23 protein-coding genes are annotated in these 26,775 nt (G+C 64.2%); 11 read left to right on the forward strand and 12 right to left on the reverse strand.

Translation table 11 applies throughout. The features are described from left to right. Positions 1-169: 169 nt before the first annotated feature. Complete coding sequence (locus CK221_RS28865; RefSeq protein ID WP_095780194.1) at positions 170-1,015, forward strand: aldo/keto reductase; 846 nt, start codon at positions 170-172, stop codon at positions 1,013-1,015. Between the two features lie 27 nt (positions 1,016-1,042). On the opposite strand, the gene mutS is transcribed toward CK221_RS28865, so the two are convergent. Further along, positions 1,043-3,778, reverse strand: a complete 2,736-nt coding sequence (gene mutS / locus CK221_RS28870; protein ID WP_095780195.1) for a DNA mismatch repair protein MutS — start codon at positions 3,776-3,778, stop codon at positions 1,043-1,045. 241 nt (positions 3,779-4,019) lie between these two features. On the opposite strand from mutS, the gene CK221_RS28875 reads away from it, so the two are divergent. Next, entirely contained in the window at positions 4,020-6,299 is a 2,280-nt protein-coding gene (locus CK221_RS28875; protein ID WP_095780196.1) for an NADP-dependent malic enzyme, read from the forward strand. A gap of 193 nt (positions 6,300-6,492) precedes the next feature. Here CK221_RS28875 and CK221_RS28880 read toward each other — a convergent pair whose 3' ends face one another. From CK221_RS28880 to CK221_RS28890, 3 genes are all read right to left on the reverse strand, one after another. Then, positions 6,493-7,665, reverse strand: a complete 1,173-nt coding sequence (locus tag CK221_RS28880) for a porin (protein ID WP_095780197.1) — start codon at positions 7,663-7,665, stop codon at positions 6,493-6,495. Between the two features lie 384 nt (positions 7,666-8,049). Continuing rightward, positions 8,050-8,709: an antitoxin Xre/MbcA/ParS toxin-binding domain-containing protein gene (locus CK221_RS28885; RefSeq protein WP_348628451.1), complete on the reverse strand. Its 660-nt coding sequence runs from the start codon at positions 8,707-8,709 to the stop codon at positions 8,050-8,052. 298 nt (positions 8,710-9,007) lie between these two features. Next, positions 9,008-10,000: an adenosine kinase gene (locus CK221_RS28890; protein ID WP_095780199.1), complete on the reverse strand. Its 993-nt coding sequence runs from the start codon at positions 9,998-10,000 to the stop codon at positions 9,008-9,010. Positions 10,001-10,263: 263 nt separating this feature from the next. Between CK221_RS28890 and CK221_RS28895 the strand changes: the two genes are divergently transcribed. Both CK221_RS28895 and CK221_RS28900 read left to right on the forward strand, forming a co-directional pair. Continuing rightward, a complete protein-coding gene (locus CK221_RS28895; protein WP_095780200.1) occupies positions 10,264-11,166 on the forward strand; it encodes an EamA family transporter in 903 nt (300 codons plus the stop codon). A gap of 152 nt (positions 11,167-11,318) precedes the next feature. After that, positions 11,319-12,038 (forward strand): sulfate transporter family protein, encoded by a 720-nt coding sequence (locus CK221_RS28900; protein WP_067003553.1) that lies wholly within the window; start codon positions 11,319-11,321, stop codon positions 12,036-12,038. Between the two features lie 70 nt (positions 12,039-12,108). Here the strand turns inward: CK221_RS28900 and CK221_RS28905 are convergent, their stop codons facing one another. The 5 genes from CK221_RS28905 to CK221_RS28925 form a co-directional block, all read right to left on the reverse strand. After that, entirely contained in the window at positions 12,109-12,921 is an 813-nt protein-coding gene (locus tag CK221_RS28905) for an oxaloacetate decarboxylase (RefSeq protein WP_095780201.1), read from the reverse strand. Between the two features lie 74 nt (positions 12,922-12,995). Next, positions 12,996-13,853 carry a hypothetical protein gene (locus CK221_RS28910; RefSeq protein WP_095780202.1) on the reverse strand — a complete coding sequence of 286 codons (858 nt, stop codon included), beginning with the start codon at positions 13,851-13,853 and terminating at the stop codon, positions 12,996-12,998. A 173-nt stretch (positions 13,854-14,026) separates the two neighbouring features. Then, positions 14,027-14,686: an HAD family phosphatase gene (locus CK221_RS28915; protein ID WP_095780203.1), complete on the reverse strand. Its 660-nt coding sequence runs from the start codon at positions 14,684-14,686 to the stop codon at positions 14,027-14,029. Continuing rightward, the gene (gene dut, locus CK221_RS28920; protein ID WP_095780204.1) at positions 14,687-15,172 is read right to left on the reverse strand and encodes a dUTP diphosphatase; all 486 of its coding nucleotides are present in this window, start codon (positions 15,170-15,172) and stop codon (positions 14,687-14,689) included. Positions 15,173-15,256: 84 nt separating this feature from the next. Further along, entirely contained in the window at positions 15,257-15,727 is a 471-nt protein-coding gene (locus CK221_RS28925) for an Lrp/AsnC family transcriptional regulator (protein WP_095780205.1), read from the reverse strand. Positions 15,728-15,843: 116 nt separating this feature from the next. On the opposite strand from CK221_RS28925, the gene CK221_RS28930 reads away from it, so the two are divergent. The 3 genes from CK221_RS28930 to CK221_RS28940 all read left to right on the forward strand — a co-directional run bounded on the left by CK221_RS28930 (position 15,844) and on the right by CK221_RS28940 (position 18,451). Then, entirely contained in the window at positions 15,844-16,098 is a 255-nt protein-coding gene (locus tag CK221_RS28930) for a DUF6356 family protein (RefSeq protein WP_095780210.1), read from the forward strand. Between the two features lie 16 nt (positions 16,099-16,114). After that, positions 16,115-16,915 carry a class II glutamine amidotransferase gene (locus CK221_RS28935; RefSeq protein ID WP_067003564.1) on the forward strand — a complete coding sequence of 267 codons (801 nt, stop codon included), beginning with the start codon at positions 16,115-16,117 and terminating at the stop codon, positions 16,913-16,915. Between the two features lie 162 nt (positions 16,916-17,077). Beyond that, positions 17,078-18,451: an amidase gene (locus tag CK221_RS28940; protein ID WP_067003743.1), complete on the forward strand. Its 1,374-nt coding sequence runs from the start codon at positions 17,078-17,080 to the stop codon at positions 18,449-18,451. Here CK221_RS28940 and CK221_RS28945 read toward each other — a convergent pair. Further along, positions 18,445-19,518 (reverse strand): FAD-binding oxidoreductase, encoded by a 1,074-nt coding sequence (locus tag CK221_RS28945; protein ID WP_067003566.1) that lies wholly within the window; start codon positions 19,516-19,518, stop codon positions 18,445-18,447. The genes CK221_RS28940 and CK221_RS28945 overlap by 7 nt on opposite strands. Before the next feature lie 67 nt (positions 19,519-19,585). Next, a complete protein-coding gene (locus CK221_RS28950) occupies positions 19,586-21,394 on the reverse strand; it encodes a winged helix-turn-helix domain-containing protein (RefSeq protein ID WP_179295230.1) in 1,809 nt (602 codons plus the stop codon). Positions 21,395-21,598: 204 nt separating this feature from the next. Here CK221_RS28950 and CK221_RS28955 point away from each other — a divergent pair, with 204 nt between their 5' ends. The 3 genes from CK221_RS28955 (at position 21,599) to CK221_RS28965 (ending at position 23,974) form a co-directional block, all read left to right on the forward strand. Next, entirely contained in the window at positions 21,599-21,880 is a 282-nt protein-coding gene (locus CK221_RS28955) for a DUF4242 domain-containing protein (RefSeq protein WP_067003570.1), read from the forward strand. A gap of 135 nt (positions 21,881-22,015) precedes the next feature. After that, positions 22,016-22,258 carry a DUF1127 domain-containing protein gene (locus CK221_RS28960; protein WP_067003572.1) on the forward strand — a complete coding sequence of 81 codons (243 nt, stop codon included), beginning with the start codon at positions 22,016-22,018 and terminating at the stop codon, positions 22,256-22,258. 123 nt (positions 22,259-22,381) lie between these two features. Continuing rightward, positions 22,382-23,974: a peptide chain release factor 3 gene (locus CK221_RS28965; protein WP_095780207.1), complete on the forward strand. Its 1,593-nt coding sequence runs from the start codon at positions 22,382-22,384 to the stop codon at positions 23,972-23,974. Between the two features lie 106 nt (positions 23,975-24,080). Here the strand turns inward: CK221_RS28965 and CK221_RS28970 are convergent, their stop codons facing one another. Next, positions 24,081-24,551, reverse strand: coding sequence for a VOC family protein (locus tag CK221_RS28970; protein WP_095780208.1), 471 nt, complete (start codon positions 24,549-24,551; stop codon positions 24,081-24,083). 253 nt (positions 24,552-24,804) lie between these two features. Between CK221_RS28970 and ilvD the strand changes: the two genes are divergently transcribed. Continuing rightward, entirely contained in the window at positions 24,805-26,649 is a 1,845-nt protein-coding gene (gene ilvD / locus CK221_RS28975; protein ID WP_095780209.1) for a dihydroxy-acid dehydratase, read from the forward strand. Positions 26,650-26,775: the final 126 nt, after the last annotated feature.

Here is a 26,775-nt window from a genome sequence, read left to right on the forward strand (position 1 = left end):
GCGCCGGCCACTTCCTCGCCTTCATCCATCTCGCCGCAGCTATGCTATGGATGCGCTGAATGTCGATTCAGCCTAGTTTCCCGCGCTGGAAATCCGGACGAAGGCGAGGACTTCGGCCTGGATTTTCGGCCATGCTTGTGCTGCGATCCAGCCTCACGCGGAGCAGGCCATGTCTTCTAAAATCAGAACCACTTTCCTGCCGTCAGGCGAAGCCGTTCCGGTGCTGGGTCAAGGCACGTGGAAGATGGGTGAGGACGGCCGGCGCCGCGCCGATGAGGTCGCGGCGCTAAGGCTTGGGCTGGATCTCGGCATCACGCTTATCGATACGGCGGAAATGTATGCCGGCGGCGGCGCCGAGGAGGTGGTGGCGGAAGCCATCGCCGGGCGCCGCGACGAGACTTTTCTGGTTTCCAAGGTGCTGCCGTCCAACGCCTCGCGCGCCGGCGTCAAGCGGGCCTGCGAGAACAGTCTGAAACGGCTCGCCACCGACCGCATCGACCTCTATCTGCTGCACTGGCCGTGCAGCGTGCCGCTGTCGGAAACGATCGAAGCCTTCGAGGCCTTGAAGGCGGCCGGCAAGATCCGCCATTGGGGCGTCAGCAATTTCGATACCGACGAGATGGAGGAATTGGTCGGCCTACCCTCCGGCGCCAACGTCCAGACCAACCAAGTCCTCTACAATCTCTCTCGGCGCGGTCCGGAATTCGACCTCGCGCCCTGGAGTCTTGAGCGCGGCATCGCGCTGATGGCCTATTCGCCGGTCGAGCAGGGCGCGCTGGCGCGCAACGCCAGGCTCGATGCCGTCGCTGCCCGCCACAACGCCACCGCAGCGCAGGTCGCGCTCGCCTGGGTAATGGCGCAAAAAGGCGTCGTTGCCATCCCGAAGGCCAGCCGGCAGGAGCATGTCCGCCAAAATGCTGCGGCGCTCGACATCGTCCTAACAGCGGAAGACCTTGCTGAACTTGACCGCGCCTTTCCGCCGCCGACGCGCAAGCGCGGGTTGGAGATGATCTAGGCGCGCTCGCAATGACGCTGGAAAGCCTTATTTCGCCGCCAGCCCCTTAAGCCTGTAGAGCGCCTCCAGCGCCTCGCGCGGCGTCATTTCGTCGGGGTTGATCGCCCCCAGTGCTTCGCCCAGGACATCGTTCTTCGCCGGCTTCGGCGCTTCGAGCTTCACCGCCACCGAAAACAGCGGCAGATCGTCGACCAGCCGGTTGGTCTTGCCGGAAACCTCGCCTTCCTCGAGCTGGTGCAGCACTTGCTTGGCGCGCGCCACCACCGCTTCCGGCAGTCCGGCGAGCCGAGCCACCTGCACGCCGTACGAACGGTCGGCGGCACCCTTGCCGACCTCGTGCAGGAAGACGACATCGCCTTCCCATTCCTTGACCCGCATGGTGACGTTGGAGAGCCGCGAAAGCTTGCCGGCCAGCGCCGTCATCTCGTGGAAATGTGTGGCGAAGATCGCACGACAACGGTTCTTCTCATGCAGATATTCGACCGCCGCCCAGGCGATCGACAGACCGTCGAAGGTCGCGGTGCCGCGGCCGATCTCGTCAAGGATGACCAGTGCCCGCTCCCCGGCCTGGTTTAGGATCGCCGCGGTCTCGACCATCTCGACCATGAAGGTCGAGCGGCCGCGCGCGAGATCGTCCGAGGCGCCGACGCGCGAGAACAGCCGGTCGACGACGCCGATATGGGTGCTTTCGGCCGGCACGAAGGAGCCGGTCTGGGCAAGGATGGCGATCAGCGCGTTCTGCCTCAGGAAGGTCGACTTGCCGCCCATGTTCGGGCCGGTGAGCAGCCAGATGGCGCCGGCCTTTGCCCCGTTTTCAGGCGAGAGGTCGCAGTCATTGGCGACGAACGGACCTTCGCCTGATCGCCTGAGCGCCTGTTCGACCACCGGGTGGCGGCCGCCGGCAATCTCGAAGGCGAGGCTGGAATCCACGACCGGCCGGCACCAGCCCTCGCTTTCGGACAGCAGCGCCAAGGCCGACGATACGTCGAGGACTGCAAGTGCCTCGGCCCCGGCGCGGATGCTGTCGGCCTCGCTCACCACTTCCGCCGTCAGCCGGTCGAAGGTGGCAAGCTCGATGCTCAGCGCCTTATCGGCGGCATTGGCGATCTTCGATTCCAGCTCCGCCAGTTCCGTCGTGGTGAAGCGCATGGCGTTGGCCATGGTCTGGCGATGGATGAAGCGCGCCTTCGCAGCGTCGCTGCCGGTCATGATCGAATGATGGTTGGCCGTCACCTCGATATAGTAGCCGAGCACATTGTTGTGCCGGATCTTCAGCGAGCGGATGCCGGTCTCTTCGATCAACGAGCGCTCCAGCCCGGCGATCACCTTTCGCGACTCATCGCGCAGCGCCCGCATCTCGTCGAGCTCGGCATTGTAGCCCGATCGCACGAAGCCGCCGTCGCGCCTGATGAGCGGCAATTCGTCGTCGAGCGCCTCGCTGAGATGGCGGGCGAGCGCCTCAGGCAAGCCATGGATCGCCGCGAGCGCCGCGGCGAGTTCGGCGGGGAGCGGCGTCGTCGCAAACAGTGCGGCGATCGCGCCCGCGGCCTCGAAGCCGGCGCTGAGCGCGCCAAGGTCGCGCGGGCCGCCGCGGTTGAGCGCCAGCCTGGAGAGCGCCCTCGGCATGTCAGCGACACTTTTCAGGTTCGTTCGCAATCCCTGGCGAAGCCGCGCTTCGGCGCGAAAGAACGACACCGAATCCAGCCTAGCGGAAATCAATGCCGGGTCGGTCAGCGGCGCCATCAGCCGGTCGGCGAGCAGTCTCGCCCCGCCCCCGGTCACGGTTCGGTCGATCGCCTTGAACAGCGAGCCTTCGCGGCTGCCGGATAGCGTGCGCAGGAGTTCCAGATTGGCGCGCGTCGCCGGGTCGATGAAAAGCGTCGAGCCGTTCTCCTCGCGCTCGGGCCGCGACAGCGGCGGCCGTTCGGCCTTCTGCGTCTTCTCGACATAGGCGATGGCGCCCGAGATGGCCGACAGCTCGGCACGCGAAAAACTGCCGAAACTGTCTGGGGTCGCCACCTCGAAGAAGCGGGCGATGCGGCCCGTGGCCGACGCCGAATCGAACAGCGATGGCGGCTGCGGGTTGGCGACCCGGCCGAGCACGTCGAAGACCGGCCGCAGCTCCGCGTCATGGAACACCGGCTCGGCGACAATCAGCTCGCGCGGATCGACGCGGAAAATGTCGGCAAGCAGCCGTTCGGCCGAGGTTTCAGCCACCCGAAACGCGCCCGTCGAGATGTCGATCCAGGCAAGCGCGAAACTGCCTTGGCTGGCTGCATTGCCGCCCTTCACTCGCCCCAGCGCCATCAGGAAGCTCGACTCCGAGGGTGCAAGCAGCTTGTCCTCGGTGATGGTGCCCGGCGTGACCAGCCGCACCACGTCGCGGCGCACCACCGATTTCGAGCCACGCTTCTTGGCTTCCGCCGGGTCCTCGATCTGCTCGCACACGGCAACGCGGAAGCCCTGCGCGATCAGCTTCTGCAGATAATCGTCCGCCGCATGCACCGGCACGCCGCACATCGGGATGTCGTGGCCCTGGTGCTTGCCGCGCCGCGTGAGCACGATGCCGAGCGCCTGGCTCGCCTTTTCGGCGTCGTCGAAGAACAGCTCGTAGAAATCGCCCATGCGGTAGAACAGAAGCGAATCCGGGTTCGCCGCCTTGATCTCGATATACTGCTCCATCATCGGCGTGACGCCGCCCATGGTGGGCGCCGGCGTCGTCGTTTCCTGGGCGTCGGTATCGGTCGGCATGTGCATGTTCATGCCCGAACGCTAGCAGATGTGGCAGGGCGGTTTAATGCCGGAGGCTCGAAAAGCAGGGGAAAGCGCGAGCCATGCTGCCAACTCGCCGTCAATCGGTCCGCCGCATTGCCGGCCTTCTGCGTTGAAGCAGCTTCGCCCGGCTTGTCGGTTTACAGTCGCCGCGTGTAGCCTTAATCGGTGGGAACTATAAGCAAGCAGCCGTCCCAAGCGGTGCCGCACAGGCGAGGAAATCAAAAGCATCATGGCCAGGAAAACCGAAAGCAGCGGACCCTCCGTCAGCGCGCAGGAGGCGCTCGAATTCCACGCCATGGGTCGGCCGGGCAAGCTGGAGATCGTCGCCACCAAGCCGATGGCGACGCAACGCGATCTGAGCCTCGCCTACTCGCCGGGCGTCGCCGTTCCTGTGCGCGCAATCGCGGAGGATCCAAGCCGCGCCTTCGACTACACGACGCGCGGCAACATGGTCGCCGTCATCTCCAACGGCACCGCAATCCTCGGTCTTGGCAATCTCGGCGCCCTGGCCTCGAAGCCGGTCATGGAAGGCAAGTCGGTGCTGTTCAAGCGCTTCGCCGATGTCGATTCGATCGACCTCGAAGTGGCGACCGAGGACGCCGACGAATTCATCAACTGCGTGCGCTTCCTCGGACCTTCCTTCGGCGGCATCAATCTCGAGGACATCAAGGCGCCGGAATGCTTCATCATCGAGCAGCGGCTCCGCGAGCTGATGGACATCCCCGTCTTCCACGACGACCAGCACGGCACCGCCATCATCTCGGCCGCCGGGCTCATCAACGCGCTGGAGATCACCGGCCGAGACATGAAGACCACGAAAATGGTCTGCAACGGCGCGGGCGCAGCGGGCATCGCCTGTATCGAATTGATGAAGGCGATGGGCTTTTCGCCGGAGAATATCATCCTTTGCGACACCAAGGGCGTGGTCTTTCAGGGCCGCACCGAAGGCATGAACCAGTGGAAGTCGGCGCATGCGGTCAAGACCGAGGCGCGCTCGCTCGCCGAGGCGCTTGACGGCTGCGACGTTTTCCTCGGGCTCTCGGCCAAGGGCGCGCTGACCCCCGCCATGGTGCAGTCGATGGCCAAGAACCCGATCATCTTCGCCATGGCCAATCCGGATCCGGAGATCACGCCCGAGGAAGTCGGCGAGATCCGCACCGACGCCATCATGGCGACCGGCCGCTCGGATTACCCGAACCAGGTCAACAATGTGCTGGGTTTCCCTTACATCTTCCGCGGCGCGCTGGATGTCAGGGCCACCACCATCAATGACGAGATGAAGATCGCCGCCGCACGCGCCCTGGCCGAGCTGGCGCGCCAGGACGTGCCCGACGACGTCGCCGCCGCCTATCAGGGCAACCGGCCGAAATTCGGCCCCAACTACATAATCCCGGTGCCGTTCGATCCGCGCCTGATCTCGGCGATCCCGCTTGCCGTGGCCAAGGCCGCGATGGAGTCCGGCGTTGCCCGCAAGCCGATCCTCGATCTCGACCGCTACGCGCATGAGCTCTCCGCCCGCCGCGATCCGATCGCCTCGACCTTGCAGCGCATCTATGACCGCGTCCGCCGCCAGCCAAAGCGCATCGTCTTCGCCGAAGGGGAGGAGGAGCAGGTGATGCGCGCCGCCGTCTCCTATGTGAACCAGAGGCTGGGCACGGCGATCCTGCTCGGCCGCGACGACGTCATCAAGGAGAATGCCCGCAACGCCGGCATCGAACTCAACAAGCAAGGCCTCGAGATCATCAATGCCAGGCTGTCGCGCCGCAATGGGATCTACACCGATTATCTCTACGAACGTATGCAGCGCAAAGGCTACCTGTTCCGCGACTGTCAGCGCCTGATCAACAACGACCGCAACCATTTCGCCGCCTGCATGGTGGCGCTGGGCGACGCCGACGGCATCGTTACCGGCGTGACCCGCAACTATTCCACCGCGCTCGACGACGTACGCCGCGTCATCGACGCCAAGCCAGGCCACCGCGTGATCGGCGTCTCGATCGTGCTGGCAAGGGGCCGCACCGTGCTGGTTGCCGACACCGCCGTGCACGACATGCCGAATGCCGAGCAGATCGCCGACATCGCCGAGGAGGCGGCCGGCTTTGCCCGCCGCATGGGCTACGAGCCGAGGATTGCCATGCTCGCCTACTCCACCTTCGGTCATCCGCAGGGCGAACGCTCCGAGCGCGTGCAGGAGGCGGTGCGCATCCTCGATAAGCGCCGCGTCGACTTCGAATATGACGGCGAGATGGCCGCCGACGTGGCGCTGAACCCGCGCGCCATGGCGCAGTACCCGTTCATCAGGCTGACCGGTTCGGCCAATGTGCTGGTGATGCCCGCCTTCCACTCGGCCTCGATTTCGACCAAGATGCTGCAGGAACTCGGCGGCTCGACCGTCATCGGCCCGCTGCTGGTCGGTTTGAACAAGCCGGTGCAGATCGTCTCGCTCAACGCCAAGGACTCAGACATCGTCAACATGGCCGCGATCGCCGCCTATACGGCGGGGAACTAATGCATGTCGCCCAGCAGTATGCTCGGTTCTGGGACAACGACATGCATCAAATCAAGGACTTAAAGCGCGTCGTCTGAATCCGTTTCAGCGCGACACGCTTTAAGGCGCGATTTGCACGGGACCTTCGCCGACCCGAAGGCAAAAAGGCCCGCGGCGGACGCCGCGGGCCTTTTCAGTAGGTTGGGAGGTCCGATCAGAACGAGCGCTGGAAGCGGAGGATACCGCCGAGGCTGCTCTTTTTGTTGGCCTTGGTCCAATTGTTGAAGTCGGCGTCGCCGAATTTGCCAGCGTTGAGGTAATCGACTTCGGCCGTGACCGTGAAGCCGGGCACGACGGTATAGGCAACGTTGGCGGCGACACCCAGGTTCTTCCATTCGTCATACGAGATCTGGGCGTTGAACGCGGTCTTGTCGTTGAACTTGTAGGTGCCACCGCCCCAGATTGCCCAGTTGCCGCCCCACTGCTTGTAGAAGCCGCGACCGCTGGCATCGATGGCGTTGCCGGCATTGTCATTGAGGTTGTCGTCGGTGCCGTAGCCGCCCATGACGAACAACGTCAGTTCCTTGCTGACATTGACGTCCAAGCGAACCTTGCCGGCGACTTCCTCGTAATTGCTGTCATAGGCGACGACGCCGGTGACCGCACCCCAGTCGCCCTTGTACTTCACGCCGCCGACGACATGCGGAACATAGCTGTCGATGGTGCCGACCCTGCCAGCGCCTTCTTCGAGCGAGACCAACCCAGTGAAGCCGTTGCCTGCATCGAAATAGTACTGAACGACGTTGCTCTCCTGGCCGCCATACGGGACCAGCGTATCCTGGATGACGGCGCCGGCATAACCGATGAACGTATCGAAAGCCGTATCGTCCTTACCGACGCGGAGACCACCGAGTTGGATCCAGGCGAAGCGCAGCGAGAGCGCTTTGTTACGGCCCTGCCAATCGTCCGCATTTGAAGCGTTCTGATTGAGAAAGTCGCCGTTGCTGTTGCCGTAATTGAAGCGGGTCTCGGTGTAGGTCTTGAGGGTACCGAGTTCGGTTTCCTGACCGGTCCAGGTCTTCAGCGTGAAGCGGGTGTTCTTATAGAAACTCGAATGCGTGCTGCCGGCGTCCTGATGGTCTGGCACATGGTTGACACCGTCGAGGGAACCGACATCGCCGACGCCGATGTCGTAGCGGACGTAGCCTCCGATGCGCAGGCAGGTCTCGGTGCCGGGGATATAGAAGTAACCCGCGCCGTAGACGTCGCAGATCTTGACGTATTCGGCCGGTTCCGGCTCGGCGACGGTGACCGCGTCGGCGGCGCGGGCGCCCGAAACTGCGACCAAGGCCGCAGCGGAGCCGAGTAGAAGGCTCTTGATGTTCATTTTCTTGAATCTCCAGTCAAAGGTTCAAGACAGGTTTGCGTATGACCCCACAGGCTCCGCTGCCCCTGTCCCCATCGTTGAAAAAGTCGCGCACCGGCGCCGCTTCTTCGCCCTCGACATGGCCTAATTGGCTGTCGTTAACAACAGAGATTGTGTCTGAAAAACGCCTTTTGGACTCTTATGGAAGTCTTGTTGCGCAAATATCACGTCACATATTTGAAAGAATGGCACATATTGCACAATATATACGTTAGAGATGGTATTTTTGACTTTGAAATGTCCCATATGTGCCGTTTATTACGGTTTTATGACAAATGTATAACCGCCTAATGACTCTTGAAGCGGCGCACAAAAACGTGGACCAGCATCCGTGAAAATGGGGGATCAGGACAGGTTGCGCGCGACGCGAACCACATCCTCGATCATGTCCTCGCGCAGCATTTCGATGGGGGTGCGGCCATCGAGCTCGGGGGAAGGCCGGGTCAGCCAGAACCAAGCCAGCCTCGGATTGGTGATGGCTGCCAACACCTCGCCTATACCCGGGGCCGGCCTGCCGTCGACGAACTGGGCGAGCGGGAAGACATGCTTGCGGCCGCCTTTGCGCAGCGCGACGACCTCACAGCGCCTTTGCCAGCGATGCAGGGTCGAGCGCGGGATCTGGAATCTTTCCTCCAGGTAGGTCGACCCCGCAACTTCGCCGGCCCAGTCTTCGATGAGCATCGACTGGAGATCGGAGGCTCGCTCGGCCAAGGGCGGGGAGGCGGGCCTGGCAGGCCGGATCGTCGGGCATTCGTCCATGGTGTCGGCGTCTGCCGGGTCGGCGCGCGCGATTCTTTCCGCCATCGCACGGAAAAACGCTGAGGTCAGCCCGGTCCAGCTGCCCTTGAAGGAGGTGATTGCAAGCCGCTGCGCCTGTGGCAGGAAGGGAAGGGCGGCGGCAACGCTGCCGGCAATCGCGCTGGCGGAGGCCAGGGCTTCCGCGTCCAGCAAAACGCCGTGCTGCATCAAAGCTTGTCGCACAACCTCGGCCACAAGGCCGGCCAAGGCGTCTTGCGAAATTCCGTCAGGCGGATTCTGAAATCTGGTCATGCATCTGTCTTGCGCGCCGCGCTCCTCTCAAGCTGGGGCCGGTCGTTGAACGGCTACAGCGGAAAGCGGCAATCGCAATGGTGACGGACGCAGCGACCGTGAAGGTTGCTGTCTTGCATTTTTTTGACACCCCAACTGCTGCGGGCGCCCGAAATGTCAGTCGCGGAACGCCCAATGTGCCTCTAGGAGCGATCTATGACAGCGGCGCGACAGCCGGGTTCATTTGGCGCCCGACCGGGATGACGCAGCGGAACTAAAGCAGGCCCGCCTGTTCCGCTTCGCGGCGCAGATTCTGGCGCGGCCGCGGACCGATCTGCTGGATCACCAGCCCGGCCGCAAGCGAGCCGAGGTCGCCGCAATCCTGGAGGCTGCGTCCGGTCGTGTATCCATAGAGGAAACCGGCGGCATAGAGGTCGCCCGCGCCGGTCGTGTCGACCAGTTCCTTGATCGTGGTCGCGCGGATAGTGACGGTCTCGTCGCCCCGCACGATCACCGAGCCCTTTTCCGAGCGGGTGACGGCGGCGATCTTGCAATCCTTGCGTATCGCCGCCAGCGCGTCCTCGAAGGAAGCGGTCTGGTAGAGCGACTTGATCTCGTGGCTGTTGGCGAAGACGATGTCGACCGTGCCGGAGCGCATCAGATCGAGGAACTCGTCGCGGTAGCGGTCGACACAGAAGGAATCCGACAGCGTCATCGACACTTCGCGCCCCGCCGCATGCGCCAGCCTCGCGGTCTGCCGGATCGCTTCCTTGGCGCGCGGCGGATCCCACAGATAACCCTCGAAATAGGTGACCTTGGCGCCGGCCGCCTTGTCGGCCTCGACGTCCTCCGGCCCCAGCTCGACGCAGGCGCCGAGATAGGTGTTCATCGAGCGCTCGCCGTCCGGCGTGACGAAGATCATCGAGCGAGCCGTCGGCGGCTCGCCTTGCAGTGGCTTGGTGTCGAAGGCCACGCCCTGGGCGCGGATATCATGGCTGTAGATGTCGCCGAGCGCATCGTTCGACACCTTGCCGAAAAAGGCGGCGCGGCCGCCAAAGCTCGCCACGCCCGCCGCCGTGTTGCCGGCGCTACCGCCTGAAGCTTCGATCGCCGGTCCCATGCGGCTGTAGAGCAGCTCGGCGCGCCTGGTGTCGATGAGGTTCATCGCGCCCTTGATGATGCCGTTGGTTTCCAGAAAGGCCTCGTCGCATTGCGCGATGATGTCGACAATGGCATTGCCGATGCAAAGCACGTCATATTCCGGCATCAATGTCTCCGCCAACGACTGTCCGGCTTTCTGCCACGCCGGCCGCGCGCGGGTCTAGCGGCTCGCAGCCGCTTTGCCTACCCCGAAAATCGGCACCGGTTTCCGCTTCGCCGACTTCCGGCCGGTTGCTGCGGCAGCCGTCGCGCCGAACTGGACCATATCGTTAGAGGCGACGGCGGCTATGGTTGGAGCGTCATCGAAACATCTAAGCCGCGGTGTGAGCTAGAACGGACCGTCGAAACAGGCTGAAGGCGCGAAATCCCATGTCCGATAAGACCGAGATGACGACCGAGCTGGCGCTGCTTGGCCTGCTGGCGGTGTTGTGGGGTGCCTCCTACACCTTCATCAAGATCGGCGTCGAGACGATCCCGCCGGTGACCTTCATCGCCGGGCGCACGCTGATCGCCGGCGGCATTCTGCTTGGCCTCATCCGCTGGCGCGGCCTTGTCATGCCGCGGGAGGTGGTCATGTGGCGCCGCTTCATGTTCCAGGCCTGCCTCAACAGCGTCATCCCGTTCACGCTGATCGCCGCCGCCGAACGTTCGATCGACGCCGGCCTTGCCACGATCCTCAACGCGACGTCGCCGATCTTCACCTTTCTGCTGACGGCGCTGATCACCCGCCACGAGCCGGTGACATTGCGCAAGCTGGTCGGCGTCGGCGCCGGCATCGCCGGCATTTGCCTGATCGTCGGCACCGAGGCGCTTGGCGGCATCGGCCATCAGCTCTGGGCGCAGCTTGCGGTCGTCGCAGCCACCGTCTGCTATGCCGGTGCCGCCATCTTTGGCCGAAACTTCAGAGGTCTGGATCCTATGGTGCCGGCCGCCGGCTCGATGGTCTGCGGCGCCGCGATCCTGATCCCCTTGAGCCTCGTCTTCGACCGGCCCTGGACGTTGACGCCGTCGACGGAATCGATCCTGGCGCTCTTCGGGCTTTCGGTCTTCTCCACCGCGCTCGCCTTTTCGATTTTCTTCCGGCTTATCCACACGCTGGGCTCGGTCGGCACCACCTCGCAGGCTTATCTGCGCGTGCCGATCGGCGTCGGCATGGGCGCCGTCTTTCTGGGCGAAAGCCTCGGGCCGAGCGCCTGGCTCGGCATGGGCTTCGTCGTCGTTGGCGTCGCGGCCATGACCATCCCGGCAAGACTGGCCAGGCTTGCGCAATAATGCATGTCGCCCAAAAGTGCATGGCGGTTTTGGGAGGACGACATGCATCGAGACAAACCTAAGGCGCGTCGACGCGACGCGCTTTAGTTGCGCCGCTTAGCAAGCCGGCCTATCTCGGGAACGACGTTCCTCTGTAAGGGCTTGGACCTGCCGTGATCCTCGACGCCGCCCGCGCCGCCGCCAGCCGGCTGTTCTCACCTGAATTCCGCTCCGTCTTTCTGAAGACGCTGGGCCTGACGCTGCTCGCCTTGGTGGCGCTTTGGTTCGGCATCGAGAGCCTGCTCGAATGGCTGGCATGGCCGTGGCTGCAGACATTTGTGCCCGGCCTGCCGTCCTGGGCAGGATGGCTGAGCGGCATCATCGCCGGCATCCTCTTGGCAATGGGCATGGCGCTGCTCGTGGCACCCGTGACGGCGATCGTCGCAGGGTTGTTCCTCGACGATATCGCCGAGGTGGTCGAGCGCACCGACTATCCCGGCGATCTGCCCGGCCGCGCCGTGCCGGTGCTGCAGTCGATGGCGCTGGCGATAAAATTCTTTGGCGTCGTGATCCTCGGCAACATCGTCGCCCTGCTGCTGCTCCTGGTGCCGGGCATCAACCTCGCCGCCTTCTTCATCGTCAACGGCTATCTGCTGGGCCGCGAATTCTTCGAGTTCGCCGCCATGCGCTTCCGCCCCGAGGCCGAAGCCAAGGCGCTGCGCCGGAAGTATGCGGGCACGGTATTCCTGGCCGGACTGCTGATCGCGGTCTTCCTTGCCGTGCCGCTGCTCAATCTTTTGACCCCGCTCTTTGCCGCCGCCATGATGGTGCATCTGCACAAGGCGGTTTCGGCGCGGGACCCGGTCCAGCGCAATTTCAGGAAAAGCGCGTAGCGGTTTTTCGTCCGGAAATGCGCAACAAGGAGATAGAGCGGTTCGGTGTTTCCGTGAAACGCTGAACGCCCTAATCCTGCTCGGTACCGCCCCCGCGGAACAGCGCCTGCAGCTTGCCGAACGGCATCGCCGAACGGGTGAAGCCGAAGGTGCCGTCCTGCTGGATTTCCCGCGCAGCGGTTTCCAACATGCCAAAGGCGAAATTCGTCAGCCATGGCCCGAGCGAGACGCGTTTTACGCCGGCCGCAGCAAGGTCGGCCACGGTGAAGCCGGGTCGCGCCATGACATTGACCGGCTTGCTGACCGCGGAGCAGACCGTCCGCACCGCGTCGATGTCGCTCAGGCCCGGCGCATAAAGCACGTCGGCGCCGGCTTTCTCGAAAGCCTGCAGACGGTTGATCGTGTCGTTGAGATCGGTCTTGCCCCAAAGGAAATTCTCGGCCCGCGCGGTGAACACGAAATCGTGCTTCAGGGCGCGCGCCGCCTCGGCGGCCGCGGCGACGCGTTCGACAGCATGCGAGAACTCGTAGATCGGATTCTCGTGATCGCCGGTATGGTCCTCGATCGAGCAACCGGCAAGGCCGGCGGCTTCCGCCGCGAAGATGGTTTCTGCCGCCTGCTCGGCGCTGTCGCCCTTGCCGCGCTCGAGATCGGCCGAAACCGGCAGGTCGGTTGCCGCCGTCACTTCGCGGCAATGGTGGATCATGGCCTCGAATGTCACCGCGCCGTCGGGCAGGCCGCGCGAGAAGGCGAAGCCGGCGCTGGTCGTGGCCAGCACCTTGAAGCCGAAGGAAGCCAGAAGCTTGGTCGTGCCGACATCCCAGGGATTGGGCATGACGAAGGTCGAGGCGTGCAGATCGCGAAAAATCTTGCCCTTGTCCATGGCGGGTCCTCAATCATGGGTCGTGGGGGGAATTTATCGCGGTCGCCCCGCTCGGGCAAACGAATGCGCTCGGCTCAGAAGTGTTTCTCGTTCTCTGCTGACAACCGTTTGAGGGCGTCTGAACCCGCCACGTAGCGCGACGCTTTCTTATCCCAATGATAGATGACTGAAATGTCTTTCGAGGACGCCTCGGGCGCCGCATCGTCGCAGCTTTCGCCGCTTGGTATCGTGGCATCGGTCACCGTCACCTTGATGGCTGCATGCGCCCGGCCACCGGCAATGGCCTTAAAAGCGATGTCCTGCTTGCGGCTGTAGGTGCATAGCCTTTCATCGAACGTGTAGATCATGTCGATCAGTTCGAAGTTGTCGTTGCGCACCATGATCAGCGGCGTGATCACATAGCCCTGGCTGGAATTGAAATGCGTGCTCATGGTGGTGAGGATATCGTCACCGGCGCCGACCGACAGTTTGTTCGGTTCGCGAAAATAGGTGCTGCGATCGACGGCGACATTGACCGCGTCGAGCAGCGCCGGCTTGCCGCCGGTCAGATCGTAGAGCGCCAGCACCGCATAGCCCTCGGCGCTGTCGGGAGAGTCGCCGAGATCGAACAGCATGGTCAGCCGGTCCTTGCCGCCGGCCTTGATGGCAAGCACCGCAGCATTGGGCAGGCTTGACGTTTCAGGCGGCGAGCCACCGCTGTCCGGACCGGCGACGTGACGCATTTCGATCGGCAAGCCGCCGTGGTAGAAGCCGTCGGCGTTCAACGCCAGATCGGGGATGACCATCCTGGCGAGGTCGAGATAGGTGACGTCCTTGTGGCCCGGGATGGCGCTGGCAAAGTCCGGAAAGCTGACATTCTCCGCGCTCGCCGGGCCCCAAAGCCATGACAGAAGCACAAGAGCGAGGGCGAGGCGAAGCAGGGTGGATTCCATGGGTGGGAGCCGCCGGCTGTTTGACGGCTGCACGCTAGCACGGAAGATTTCGCCGAACAGCCCGGAGCAATTCCAGGAAGAATGTGAAACAGTTTTCCGTCCGGAATTGCGTAAAAACAAATAGCTGGAGCGGGTCGGCAATTCGACGAAAGCGGAACCGCTCCAGTGTCCGATCAAAGGATCGGCACCAGTCCTGCGAGGTCGCGCATGTCGTCGAACAGGACGCCGCCGGCTTCCGCCAGCCCGTCGCGGTCCGAGAATGGATCGGCGTGATAGGAAAACACGCGCATGCCGGCGGCAATGCCGGCCTGGGTGCCGGCGACGCTGTCCTCGATGACGATGCAGTCGGCCGGCGCGAAGCCTATCGTCTTTGCCGCATGCAGGAAAAGGTCCGGGAACGGCTTGCCGCGCCCGACCATGGTCGAGGAAAACATGGCGTGCTCGAACAGCGGCAACAAGCCGGTCTGCCCGAGCGTGATATGCATCTTCGAAACCCGCGCCGACGAGGCGACGCAATAGGCAATACCGGCGGCGCGCACCTTTTCGATGAAATCGCGCACGTGAGGGATCGCCTCGACGCCATGCGCGAACAGATCCGGCAGGCCGGCGTTCCAGCGTTCGACGAAGTCGGCGCCGAGCCGGGCCTCGGTCGCCTCTTCGATCTCTTTCTGCACCGAGGCCATGCTGCGGCCCGAGAAGGTCTTGCGGCAATATTCGAATGTGGTTTGAAAGCCCGCTTCACAAAGCCAGTCGGCGAGGCGCCGATTGGCAAGGTTCTCGGTGTCGACCAGAACCCCGTCGCAATCGAAGATGACCAGTTTTGGGACTTGCATCTAGGCGGTGCCGGTCGATCCGAAACCGCCGGCGCCGCGCCCCGTGCCGCCGGCGAGCGCCCGTTCTTCGCCGGCCACCTGCGTGACTGCCGCAAACACGATCTGCGCGATCCGCATGCCGCGCGTCACCGCGAAGTCCTCATCGCCAAGATTGACGAGCAGCACTTTCACCTCGCCGCGGTAATCGCTGTCGATGGTGCCGGGCGTGTTGAGCACGGTCAGCCCATGTTTGAAGGCGAGGCCGGAGCGCGGCCGCACCTGGCCTTCCATGCCTTCCGGGATTTCCACGATCAGCCCGGTCGGCACCAGCGCGCGTTTTCCGGGCAGGATAAGCAGCGGCCGGTCTTCCGGCACCGCGGCTCGCAGATCCATCCCGGCCGCGCCCGCGCTTTCATAGGTCGGCAGCGGCAAGCCCTCGCCATGCGGAAGCCTGACGAAACCGACGGTGGGGCCGATGACGGAGGAAGGATAGACAGCCGTGCGCATGAGCCCATTCCTATCGGCGCGGCTGCCGATTCGGTCAACCCGGCCGCGACGCTATCAACGCCTTTCTTTCAATGCGGTTCCGCGTCAGCGCAACTCCACCGGAACGACGGTCGTCTCCTTGATCTCCTCCATGACGAAGGAAGCGGAGACGTCCGAGAGCGGCACCTTGGCGATCAGCCGCTGATAGAGCCTGTCATAGGCTTTCACGTCGGCGACGCGGGCTCTCAGCACATAGTCGAGGTCGCCCGACATGCGGTAGACGCCGGTGATCTCGGCAAAGCCCGTCACCGCCGCCCGGAACTTTTGCAGCCAGTCCGGGTCATGGTTCGACGTCCGGATCAGGATGAACACCGAAAGCCCGAGTCCAAGCTTGTCGGCATCGACCAGCGCCACGCGCCCGGTAATGACGCCCTCCTCCTCCAGCCGCTTCACGCGCCGCCAGCAGGCGTTGCGGGACAAGGCCACGCGCTCCGACAACTGGTCGACGGAAAGCGTGCCGTCGCGCTGCAGCTCGGCCAGCAATCTCCGATCGGTTTCGTCGATATCAAACGCCATTCTTGGGATGAATGTCCCAAAATAGGGCTACACACAAGGACAATTTGGGATCGATGAACCCTCAACTCGTGGCAGGATACTCAATACCGGGGCTCATCCCGGCAGAAGGGATCACCATGACGACGGGGTTTTCGGCGCTCTTTACGTCTCACCCGGCCAAGGTTGGCGAAACCTATTTCGGCCACATGGCCTTCGCCGCCTGGTTCTGCTCCCGCCTGTCGATGGCCGCGGGCGCCGCCCTCGTTCACGCTTTCTTGCCATTTCTGTTCGAGACTACCGCCAGCCGAATCGTCCGTGAGCTCTATGAGCGCACGAACAACAGAGGCTCACACGCGGTGAAGGAGCCTCAGGCTCTGATGGATCGCGCCTGATAAATGGTGGAATGCGATGTGCCGGTGGGCGGCCTATCTCGGTGAAGCGGTCTTCCTCGAAGACATCGTCACCGCGCCCTGCCACTCGCTGATTGCCCAGAGCCACTGCGCCCAGGAGGCCAAGTCGCCGACCAATGGCGACGGTTTTGGCCTCGCCTGGTATGGCGACCGTCCCGAGCCCGGCCTTTACCGCGATATCCTGCCGGCCTGGTCGGACCCCAATCTGAAAAGCCTCTGCCGGCAGATCAAATCAGGCCTGTTCCTCGCTCATGTGCGCGCCTCCACCGGCGGCGCGACCAGCCGCATGAACTGCCATCCCTTCGTCTCCAGCCGCTGGTCGTTCATGCATAACGGCCAGATCGGCGGCTTCGAGAAGATCCGCCGCGCGCTTGAGAATTCGCTGTCGGATGCTGTCTTCGACCAGCGCGAAGGGACGACTGATTCCGAACTCTTCTTCCTGCTGATGCTCGACGAAGGCCTGTCCGCCGACCCGCAAGGCGCGGTAGCCCGCGCCACCAGCCGCGTTCTCGAGGCTTCGCGCCACGCCGGTCTCGAACCCTCCCTGAAGCTGACAGCGGCATTTTCCGATGGCGAGGCGCTCTACGCCGTGCGCTACGCCACCGACGGCCAGGCGCCAACGCTCTATACCGGCGCATTCGCGAGCCGCGCCGGCCGCTGCATCGTCTCCGAACCGTTCGACCGCGACGGCGGCGAATGGCAGGCGATTCCGCCGTCGAGCTTTGTCACCATGACAAGGGACGGCACAAACATCCGGCCGTTCGCGCCGACCGTTGCTAAGTTCGCGTTGGCCGTCTAGCTCCAAACGTAGCGAAGGTCGCGGGACAGCGCCGCCCTGACCACAGGTGGGCGCAATTTCGATCAAGCACCGCTGTCCTAACAATGCTGAATTCGGCTTGAAGCCGCGGTCTCATCCGCCATGTTCAAGGCGCAGCGCGGCAAGCAGCCGGAGTGCAGCACAATGGACATCGGATTTTCCTCGACTACCGAACTCGCGGCAGCAATTGCCCGGCGGAGAATCTCGGCCGTGGAGGCGCTCGATGCGCATCTGGCGCAGATCGACCGACATAACGAAGCACTGAACGCCGTCATCCTCCTCGACCGGGAAGGTGCGCTTCAGCGTGCCCGAGAAGCCGATGTGGCACTCGCCCGCAGCGCCGCGCTCGGCCCGCTGCACGGCGTGCCGTTCACGCTGAAGGATGCGCACGAGACCGCTGGCATGAAGACGACGGTCGGCTTCCCGCCATTTGCCGACTACGTTCCCAAGCAGGACAGCCCTGTGGTTGCTAGGCTAAAGAGAGCCGGCGGCGTGCTGGTCGGCAAAACCAATGTCGCCACCATGCTGGGCGACTGGCAGTCTGACAATCCGCTGTTCGGCCGCACCTGCAACCCTTGGGATCCGTCGCGCACAGCGGGCGGCTCCAGCGGCGGCGCCGCCGCTGCGGTTGCTGCGGGCATGACGCCCTTCGAGGTCGGCACCGACATGCAGAGTTCCATCCGCTTGCCCGCCGCCTTTTGCGGCGTCCACGGCCTGAAGCCGACCGAGCATCGCGTCTCGCTGGCCGGCGCTTTTCCCGACCCGGGCGGCATTCCGCGCAGCGTCCGGTTGATGTCCTGTGTCGGGCCGATTGCTCGCAATCTGGAGGACCTGGCGCTGATTTACCGGATCATTGCCGGTCCGGACGGCGGCGATACCGATCTGGCGCCGGTGCCCGTTGATCCCATATCGACGCTCGAGCTGAAATCGCTGCGCATCGCCTTCGCCGGCACCTTCCGCGGCTTTCCGGTGGCCGCCGAGATCGGCGCCGCGGTCGAGAGATTGGCTGCTAGGCTGGCTTCCGCCGGCGCGCACGTCGAGGAAGCCAAACTGCCGAAGCTCGACCTGCATGATGATCTCACCGAGGGCGGCAAGTTGATCGGCATGATGCTGGAGGCAGCGCACCCGGAACCGCCGGAACAGCCTGCGCCGGTGTCGCGCTGGTTCGCGGCGCGCGCTCGCCGCGACCGGTCGATCCTTGCTTGGGAGCGGTTCTTCGAAAGCTGTGATGCCTTGCTTTGCCCGGTCGCCATGACAACGGCCTTTCCGCACTGCAAGCCAGGCAGCGCGCTCAAGGTCGACGGCAAGGACGAGAGCTATTGGATGCTGCCGGCCTATGGCGCGGTCTTCAATTATTCCGGCCATCCGGCGCTGGCGATACCAGGCGGGCAGGACAGCAACGGGTTGCCCATCGGCCTGCAACTGGTCGGCAAGCGCTGGTCGGAGGCGAGACTGCTCGGCGTCGCTGCGGCGATCGCGCCGCTGACCGACGGGTTTCGCCGGCCGCCGGGCTACTGAGCGAAGCGCGACAGCGCATAAGGCGCGAGCAATGGATCGCGCTCGCCATCGACGATTTCGCAGGCCGCAAACAGGCCGATGGCGGGTGCCAGCGTGATGCCGGAATGGGTGACGGCGACATAGAGGCCGCCTACGCCGTCGGCGCGGCTGACAATTGGGAAACCATCGGTTGGAGTGGGACGATAGCCGACCGTATGGAAATCGTACTCCAGCCCGTCGGCGCCGCGCAGCATCGCTTTCACCGCTTCGAAAAGCTCAAGCGCGGTTGCCTCCGGGTTCTCGCCCGGATCGCCGCCGCCAAAATCCGAGCCGGCGATGATCCGGCCCTCGGCCGTCTGCCGCATATGCAGCCTCTCGGCCAGCACCAGGCCGTTGAGGAGTTTCCTGTAGGGTCGCGAATGCACGATCAGACCGGGCGGCGTCTTGATCGGCAACTGGACGCCTGCCGTCGCGGCGATCGCCGGGGCGCCGGCGCCGGCGGCGATCACCACCTCGTCGGCGGCGATGGTTTCACCCGCAACGACGACGCCGCTCAGCCTGCCGCCCGATAGAGTCAGTCTATCGACAGTCCCGGTAATAAGCCGCGCGCCGAGCCGTTCGGCGTCCGCCAGCAGCGCCTTTGCGGTCGCCACCGGCTCGGCCACGCCTTCCTCGGCGACATGAAGCGCAAAATCGGGAAGCTCGGTCAGGTTGGGCTCGATCCGAGCCGCCTGCTCGCGGCCGACCCGCTCGATGCCGTAGCCCCAGGACGCATGCTCGGCCGCATAGGCTTTGAGCTTGTCCGCCGGCAGGTCCCAGCACAGGCCGCCGCACCAGGCAAGCGGCAGGCCCGGCAGATCATTCGCCAAGCGTTTCCATTCGGCCATGGCCCGGATGCGCAGCCGGAAATAGGTCTCCGGATTGCCCCAGCTTGCGTTGATCCAGGCGAAGGAGTTGGGCGTCGCGACGCCGCCGGCGCCGCTTGTCGAGACGACCGTCACCCGCGCTCCGGCCTTCGCCAGATGCCAGGCGATCGATGCGCCGAGGATGCCGGCGCCGATGACGATGACTTGTTTTGCGCTGCTCATGTCATGACCTTCAGAGGAGATTTCCCCGTCATGCCATCGCGCCGGCCAGACCTCAAGCGAGAAGCGGCTAAGCGCCGCCCACCGCTATCTTCTGCGTCCCGACAAGCAGGCCCTTCAGCTCTTCGCAGCGCCGCGTGAGCCGTGAAGAGTCGACCTTCTTCGCTAACGCCAACGCTGTGCCGAGCTCCAACTCCGCGCCGGCACGATCGCCGAGCTGGATGAGCAGCGCTGCGAGCGCAAGCCTCGCATCGGCGACATTGACCGGCGAGCCGACCTCGCTCCAGCGCGAGCATGCGGTCTGCAGCTCCCGAACAGCCTCGGGGAGGCGGCCTTCCCGTATGAAAAGTTCAGCCTTGGCCTCGGCGGTCAGCGCCCGGATGGAGGCCATCGGCCAGCGCTGCGGCTGGCTCTCCAACTCGGCGATGACTTCTTTTGCACGCTCGAGACGATTGGTGCGCGCCGCCACCTTGGCGAGAGTGGCAAGGACCATGCCTCGCCGCTGCAGCGTCGGCCAGCCGTTTCCGACCAACGACCGCTCGAGAGCGCTGAAGGCGGCCTCGGCCTGGCCTTGCTCCAGCTGCAGCAGCGCCAGGCCGGGCTGCGGATCCCAGCCGGCGGCATGGGACGCCCGATAGGCTGTTTCCGCCTCGGTGAGATCTCCGGCGGCCAGATGAATGTCACCCAAGACACGCAGCCCATCGCCCGTCGCCCAGGGGGCGTCGACGGCGAGTTGGTCGAGCGCGGCGCGTACCAGCGCCTCAGCCTCCTTCAGCGTGCCGTGAACGCCGAGCACTTCGGCGCGATGCAGCCGGCAGGAGCCCGACAGATCCTCAAGCCCATGTCCCCTGCACCAGTCCTCATAGCCGAGGGTCCATTGGTTGGCCCTCGCCCAGTCGCCAAAATTCCGGCAGGCCCAAAGTATGTTGCAGTAGAGAATGCCGCCGACGACCGGGTCCACGTCGCTGGAGAGACCCAGCGCGGCGGCGAAATCCTGATCCTCCTGGCCGGATTTGGTTTCACCGAGGCAGAGCTTGAAAAAGCCGCGATAGATCAGCCCGAGCGACTCCACGACCGGATCTTCGAGATCTCTGCCAACCGCGAAAGCCTGTTCGGCAAGCGCAAGCGCCTGCTCCGGCTCGGCTTCCGCGCCCATGATGCGCGCTCCCATCCAGCACCACAGGCCGTGCTCCCTGCTGTCGGTTGCGCCATCGATCAGCTGCGCCGCCCGCTTGTGCCAGCCCTTGGCGACGGCAAGTTCCCCTCTCTCCAGATGAACCCTGGCCAGGCCGATTGCCGGGGACGCCGCTCGCAATCGCTCGCCGGCCACGCCGTAGGCAGTCACCGCGCGCGCCAGAAGCGGGATGGCTTCAGCCGGGCGCCCCATGCACTCCAGCGCAAGTGCCCATTCCTCGAGATCGGCCGTCAGCAGCTCGCCAGCGGCCTCCGCTTCGCTAAAGCAGGCCGCGGCCTCGTGCCATTTCCTGGCAGCAACAGCCGCGCGCGCCGACAGAATAGGTGAACCGGGGCTCGAAGGCTTGCCGCCCGCGCCGGCCGGCCCGTTCGCCGAAATGGGCGGCAGATCGCGGCAAACCCGGTAGCCGAAGCGGGGCAGGTTGCGCAGTGCCGTTTCCATGCCGCCCTGGCGAAGAACGCCGCGGGCAAGGCTAGCCACGCGCTGCAACGAAGCTTCCGTCACCGTCACGCCCGGCCATAGCGTTTCAAGCAATTCGTCTTTGCTCATGGCCCGGTCCCGGTGCCGAAGCAGGATGGCGAGGAAATCGAAGACCAGAGGCTGCACCTCGATCTCGCTTCCGGCGAGACGGAGGGCGCGAGCGTCCTCGTTAAGCTCGAAGTCGCCGAAGCAATAAGTTCCCATCGGCAGCAATCCTGTAACGGCAGTAGGCAAAGGATCGGAAGAAGATAAGGACGGCGTAAGGACTGTCGGCCGCCTCTTGCGCAATTCTCCGTCTGCCCGGCGAGCCATGCTGCAGTTTAGCTCAGCGGCCCCGGGAATGTCACCGGCATCGAATCTGGTCGAGCGTCCGGAGGCATTTGAACCCAAGATCAAGGAGATTGCGAAATGCAGAAATACATCATCGAACGTGAAATTCCCAAGGTCGGCACCTTCGAGCGCGAGCAGCTTCGCGACGCCTCCAAGGCCTCGAACGCCGTTCTCGCCGAGCTCGGCCCGGACATTCAGTGGGTCGAATCCTTCGTCGCGGATGACAAGACCTTCTGCGTCTACCTCGCCAAGGACGAGGCGATCATTCAGCGCCACGCCAAGATGAGCGGCTTCCCGGCCACCAAGATCACGCAGGTGAAGCGCCTGTTCGATCCGACGACGGCATACGCCGCCGCCTGATGGAGGGATCGATCGTGAAGTGCCTTTGCAGGCGAGCTGCGAGCACCATCGATCCTGATCTTCTGTCGGCCAAACCTTCGGGAGGGCCAGTCTGGGCCCTCCCGATTTCATCATTCAAACAGAGGAGGATAAACCATGACCATCCTTGGACAGGAGCTTGCGGCCAACCATTCCGCGCTCGGACGGTTCCTCGTTGCGATCCCCGAAATCTGCCGTTCCGGCGGAGGCGTGCTTGCGCGCATCCTGCGAAATCGCAGGGGTCGGGCCACGCTGGACGAATTGCCGGACTATCTGCTGCGCGACATCGGCATCGAACGGGCGGAGATACGTTTAGCTACCCGGTTGGGCCGCCAGGACCGTCATCGCGAGCGAACCTGAACGACCTAAGGTTCCTGTCAGGCCACATCGACTACGCTGTTCGGCCGTGCCGGTCTGCCCGAAACTGTCGACACGCCCAAAATGCGCTGCTAGAAGCCCGCGCCACAGACAGGATTCCAAAAATTGGCAGAAGACATCGAACAGGCGGTTTCGCGCCGCCGCACTTTCGCGATCATCGCCCACCCCGATGCCGGCAAGACCACGCTCACCGAAAAGCTGCTTCTGTTCGGCGGTGCCATCCAGCTTGCCGGCGAGGTCAAGGCCAAGAAGGATCGCATCCAGACCCGGTCCGACTGGATGAAGATCGAGCGCGAGCGCGGCATCTCGGTCGTCACTTCGGTGATGACCTTCGAATATGACGACAACGTCTTCAACCTGCTCGACACGCCCGGCCACGAGGATTTCGCCGACGACACCTATCGCACGCTCTCTGCGGTGGATTCGGCCGTCATGGTCATCGACGCCGCCAAGGGCATCGAGCCGCGCACGCTGAAACTGTTCGAGGTCTGCCGGCTGCGCGACATCCCGATCATCACCTTCGTCAACAAGATGGACCGCGAGAGCCGCGATCCGTTCGAAATCCTCGACGAGATCGAGCAGAAGCTGGCGCTGGACACAGCACCGGTTACCTGGCCGATCGGCCGCGGCAAGACCTTTTCGGGCACCTATCACCTGGCGCAGAACGCGGTGCGCCGGAGCGATGACGAGAAGGAGCGCACGCCGGTCAACGGCCCGGATTCCAACCGCGTCGCCGGGCTTTTGCCGGAAAACGAGCGCAACGACTTCATCGAGGAACTGGAACTCGCGCGGGAAGCGTGCAGACCGCTCGACATCGACGCCTTCCGCGAAGGCCATCTGACGCCGGTCTATTTCGGCTCGGCGCTGCGCAATTACGGCGTGCGCGACCTGATCGAGGCGCTCGGCGCCTACGGACCGCCGCCGCGGGCCCAGGCAGCCGATGAACGCACGGTCGAGGCGACGGAGGGGAAGATGACCTCCTTCGTCTTCAAGATCCAGGCCAACATGGACCCCAACCATCGCGACCGGATCGCGTTCGTCCGCGTCTGCTCCGGCAAGCTGGAGCGCGGCATGAAGGCCAAGCTGGTGCGCACCGGCAAACCGATGAGCCTCTCGGCGCCGCAATTCTTCTTCGCCCGCACCCGCGTCACCGCCGACGAGGCCTTCGCCGGCGACGTCGTCGGCATTCCCAATCACGGCACGCTGCGCATCGGCGACACGCTGACCGAGGGCGAGGAGATCCTGTTCCGCGGCGTGCCGAACTTCGCGCCGGAAATCCTGCGCCGTGTCCGCCTCGGCGATGCGATGAAAGCCAAGAAGCTGAAAGAAGCGCTGCATCAGATGGCCGAGGAGGGCGTCGTGCAGCTGTTCTCGCCTGAGGACGGCTCGCCGGCCATCGTCGGCGTTGTCGGCGCGCTGCAGCTCGATGTTCTGAAGGAGCGGCTTAACATCGAATACACGCTGCCGGTGGATTTCGAGATGTCGCGCTTCTCCGTCTGCCGCTGGATCTCGGCCGACGACAGGGCGGATGTCCAGCGCTTTATCGAGGCGCATCGCGGCGACATCGCCCGCGACCTCGACAACGATCCGGTCTTCCTCGCCCAGCACGCCTTCTCGCTCAACTACGAGGCCGAGCGTTGGAAAGCGATCCGCTTCGCCGCGGTCAAGGACTATCAGGTCCGCGACAAGGCGGCGTGATTGTGGTTGAATAGTGGATGGTGAATAGTAATAGTGAATAGTGAATAGTAGTCGGGCATCCTCACGATCCACCATCCACCATCCACCATTCACTACTCACGCGTAGTCACCCCTTCGCCGCTTCCTCGATCGTGGCGATGTCGATCTTGCCCATCTGCATCATCGCCGACATCACGCGCCCGGCCTTCGCTCTGTCGGGGTCCTGAAGCAGGCGCGGCAGCTGCTCCGGCACGACCTGCCAGGAAACGCCGAACTTGTCCTTCAGCCAGCTGCAGCGTCCCGGTTCGCCGCCGCCTTCGGTGAGTCTGGCCCAGAAATGATCGACTTCTTCCTGCGTTTTGCAGTCGATCGACAGCGACATCGCCTCGGTGAACTTGTATTGCGGCCCCCCGTTGAGGGCTTGGAACTGCACCCCGTCGAGCTCGAACGAGGCGACCAGCACCTGGCCTTCCTGGGGATGGCCCTTGGGCCAGCGCGTGACGCTAAGCACCTTCGAATTCTTGAAGATGGCGACATAGTGGTTCATGGCCTCCTCGGCCTGGCCGTCGAACCAAAGGAAGGTGGTGATCTTCTGCATATCTTGCTCCTCCGACTTGTTCAGGTTGGCTCATCATCAACGGCGCGCCGGCGATTTGGCGCGGCTTCCGTACCGTCTGCCTCAAGGACGGCTCGGCGCGGCGCGATCCGACAGCATTTTTCAAATTTCCTGAAGAATCGTGGCGCAGCGCAAAATTGTGGCAAGGCCGGACCTTGGCCGCTATAACCGCTGCCGACTGAAATACAGCGCCGCCGCGCCACGTTTGAGCGCGGCCAGCCAGCAAGGAATACCGATGCCCGCCTACCGTTCCCGCACCACCACCCATGGCCGCAACATGGCCGGCGCCCGTGGCCTGTGGCGTGCCACCGGCATGAAGGACAGTGATTTCGGCAAGCCGATCATTGCGGTGGTCAATTCCTTCACCCAGTTCGTGCCGGGCCATGTGCACCTGAAGGATCTCGGCCAGCTCGTCGCGCGCGAGATCGAGAAGGCCGGGGGGGTCGCCAAGGAGTTCAACACCATCGCCGTCGACGACGGCATCGCCATGGGTCACGACGGCATGCTCTATTCGCTGCCGTCGCGCGAGCTGATCGCCGACTCCGTCGAATACATGGTCAATGCGCACTGCGCCGACGCCATGGTCTGCATCTCCAACTGCGACAAGATCACGCCCGGCATGCTGATGGCCTCGCTACGCCTCAACATCCCGACCGTTTTCGTCTCCGGCGGCCCGATGGAAGCCGGCAAGGTGGTGCTGGGCGGCAAGGCGCAGGCGCTCGACCTCGTCGACGCCATGGTGGCCGCGGCCGACGACCGAATTTCAGATGAGGACGTCAAGGTGATCGAGCGCTCGGCCTGCCCGACCTGCGGCTCCTGCTCGGGCATGTTCACGGCGAACTCGATGAACTGCCTGACCGAAGCGTTGGGTCTCTCGCTGCCCGGCAACGGCTCGACTTTGGCCACCCATGCCGATCGCAAGCGGCTGTTCGTCGAGGCAGGCCATCTGATCGTCGATCTTGCGCAGCGCTATTACGAGCAGGAGGACGACAGCGCGCTGCCGCGCAGCATCGCCTCCAAGGGGGCCTTTGAGAATGCCATGGCCCTCGACATCGCCATGGGCGGCTCGACCAACACGGTGCTGCACATCCTGGCTGCCGCGCATGAGGGCGAGGTCGACTTCACCATGGAGGATATCGACCGGCTGTCGCGCAAAGTGCCGGTGCTTTGCAAGGTGGCGCCGGCCAAGTCCGACGTGCACATGGAGGATGTTCATCGCGCCGGCGGCATCATGGCGATCCTCGGCCAGCTCGACCAGGCCGGGCTGATCAACCGCGATCTGCCGACAGTCCACACCGCAACGCTGGGCGAAGCGCTCGACCATTGGGACATCGCCCGCACTTCCGCAGAGAATGTGCGCGAGTTCTTCCGCGCAGCGCCCGGCGGCGTGCCGACGCAGGTCGCCTTCAGCCAGGATCGCCGCTGGGAGGATCTCGACACGAACCGCGAGACGGGCGTCATTCGCTCGGCCAAGACGCCGTTCTCGAAGGATGGCGGCCTCGCCGTGTTGAAGGGCAATCTGGCGCTCGACGGCTGCATCGTGAAGACGGCCGGCGTCGACGAGTCGATCCTGAAATTCACCGGTCCGGCCCGCGTCTTCGAAAGCCAGGACGCTTCCGTCAAGGCGATCCTCGGCAACGAGATCAAGGCGGGCGACATCGTCGTCATCCGCTATGAGGGGCCGCGCGGCGGCCCCGGCATGCAGGAAATGCTCTACCCGACCAGCTATCTTAAGTCGAAGGGCCTCGGCAAGGCCTGCGCGCTGATCACCGACGGCCGCTTCTCCGGCGGCACGTCGGGTCTGTCGATCGGCCACGTCTCGCCGGAAGCCGCCGAGGGCGGGCTGATCGGCCTGGTTCAGGAAGGCGACACGATCGAGATCGACATCCCCAACCGCAAGATCCATCTCGCCGTCAGCGAAGCCGAGCTCGACGCCCGCCGCAAGGCTATGGCGGCCAAGGGCGCGGAGGCCTGGAAGCCTGAGGAAAAGCGCAAGCGCAAGGTGACGACCGCTTTGCGCGCCTATGCCGCCTTCGCCACCAGCGCCGACAAAGGTGCTGTCAGGAAAGTGCCGGAATAGGGCCGACCGCACCTTCTCCCCTTGTGGGAGAAGGTGGATCGGCGCGCAGCGCCGAGACGGATGAGCGACTATCTGAGGTGTCAAGTTGCATTTGCGAACTCGCTTCGCGCGTCGCGTGCTTTTGCA

Source organism: Mesorhizobium sp. WSM3868 (genome assembly GCF_002294785.1).
GTDB lineage: Bacteria > Pseudomonadota > Alphaproteobacteria > Rhizobiales > Rhizobiaceae > Mesorhizobium.

Bases quoted from the DNA above. Each gene is read 5' to 3' on its own strand.
- CK221_RS28865 (WP_095780194.1), top strand. From the start codon at position 170: ATGTCTTCTAAAATCAGAACCACTTTCCTGCCGTCAGGCGAAGCCGTT.
- mutS (WP_095780195.1), bottom strand. From the start codon at position 3,778: ATGAACATGCACATGCCGACCGATACCGACGCCCAGGAAACGACGACG.
- CK221_RS28875 (WP_095780196.1), top strand. From the start codon at position 4,020: ATGGCCAGGAAAACCGAAAGCAGCGGACCCTCCGTCAGCGCGCAGGAG.
- CK221_RS28880 (WP_095780197.1), bottom strand. From the start codon at position 7,665: ATGAACATCAAGAGCCTTCTACTCGGCTCCGCTGCGGCCTTGGTCGCA.
- CK221_RS28890 (WP_095780199.1), bottom strand. From the start codon at position 10,000: ATGCCGGAATATGACGTGCTTTGCATCGGCAATGCCATTGTCGACATC.
- CK221_RS28895 (WP_095780200.1), top strand. From the start codon at position 10,264: ATGTCCGATAAGACCGAGATGACGACCGAGCTGGCGCTGCTTGGCCTG.
- CK221_RS28905 (WP_095780201.1), bottom strand. From the start codon at position 12,921: ATGGACAAGGGCAAGATTTTTCGCGATCTGCACGCCTCGACCTTCGTC.
- CK221_RS28910 (WP_095780202.1), bottom strand. From the start codon at position 13,853: ATGGAATCCACCCTGCTTCGCCTCGCCCTCGCTCTTGTGCTTCTGTCA.
- CK221_RS28915 (WP_095780203.1), bottom strand. From the start codon at position 14,686: ATGCAAGTCCCAAAACTGGTCATCTTCGATTGCGACGGGGTTCTGGTC.
- dut (WP_095780204.1), bottom strand. From the start codon at position 15,172: ATGCGCACGGCTGTCTATCCTTCCTCCGTCATCGGCCCCACCGTCGGT.
- CK221_RS28925 (WP_095780205.1), bottom strand. From the start codon at position 15,727: ATGGCGTTTGATATCGACGAAACCGATCGGAGATTGCTGGCCGAGCTG.
- CK221_RS28930 (WP_095780210.1), top strand. From the start codon at position 15,844: ATGACGACGGGGTTTTCGGCGCTCTTTACGTCTCACCCGGCCAAGGTT.
- CK221_RS28935 (WP_067003564.1), top strand. From the start codon at position 16,115: ATGTGCCGGTGGGCGGCCTATCTCGGTGAAGCGGTCTTCCTCGAAGAC.
- CK221_RS28940 (WP_067003743.1), top strand. From the start codon at position 17,078: ATGGACATCGGATTTTCCTCGACTACCGAACTCGCGGCAGCAATTGCC.
- CK221_RS28945 (WP_067003566.1), bottom strand. From the start codon at position 19,518: ATGAGCAGCGCAAAACAAGTCATCGTCATCGGCGCCGGCATCCTCGGC.
- CK221_RS28950 (WP_179295230.1), bottom strand. From the start codon at position 21,394: ATGGGAACTTATTGCTTCGGCGACTTCGAGCTTAACGAGGACGCTCGC.
- CK221_RS28955 (WP_067003570.1), top strand. From the start codon at position 21,599: ATGCAGAAATACATCATCGAACGTGAAATTCCCAAGGTCGGCACCTTC.
- CK221_RS28960 (WP_067003572.1), top strand. From the start codon at position 22,016: ATGACCATCCTTGGACAGGAGCTTGCGGCCAACCATTCCGCGCTCGGA.
- CK221_RS28970 (WP_095780208.1), bottom strand. From the start codon at position 24,551: ATGCAGAAGATCACCACCTTCCTTTGGTTCGACGGCCAGGCCGAGGAG.
- ilvD (WP_095780209.1), top strand. From the start codon at position 24,805: ATGCCCGCCTACCGTTCCCGCACCACCACCCATGGCCGCAACATGGCC.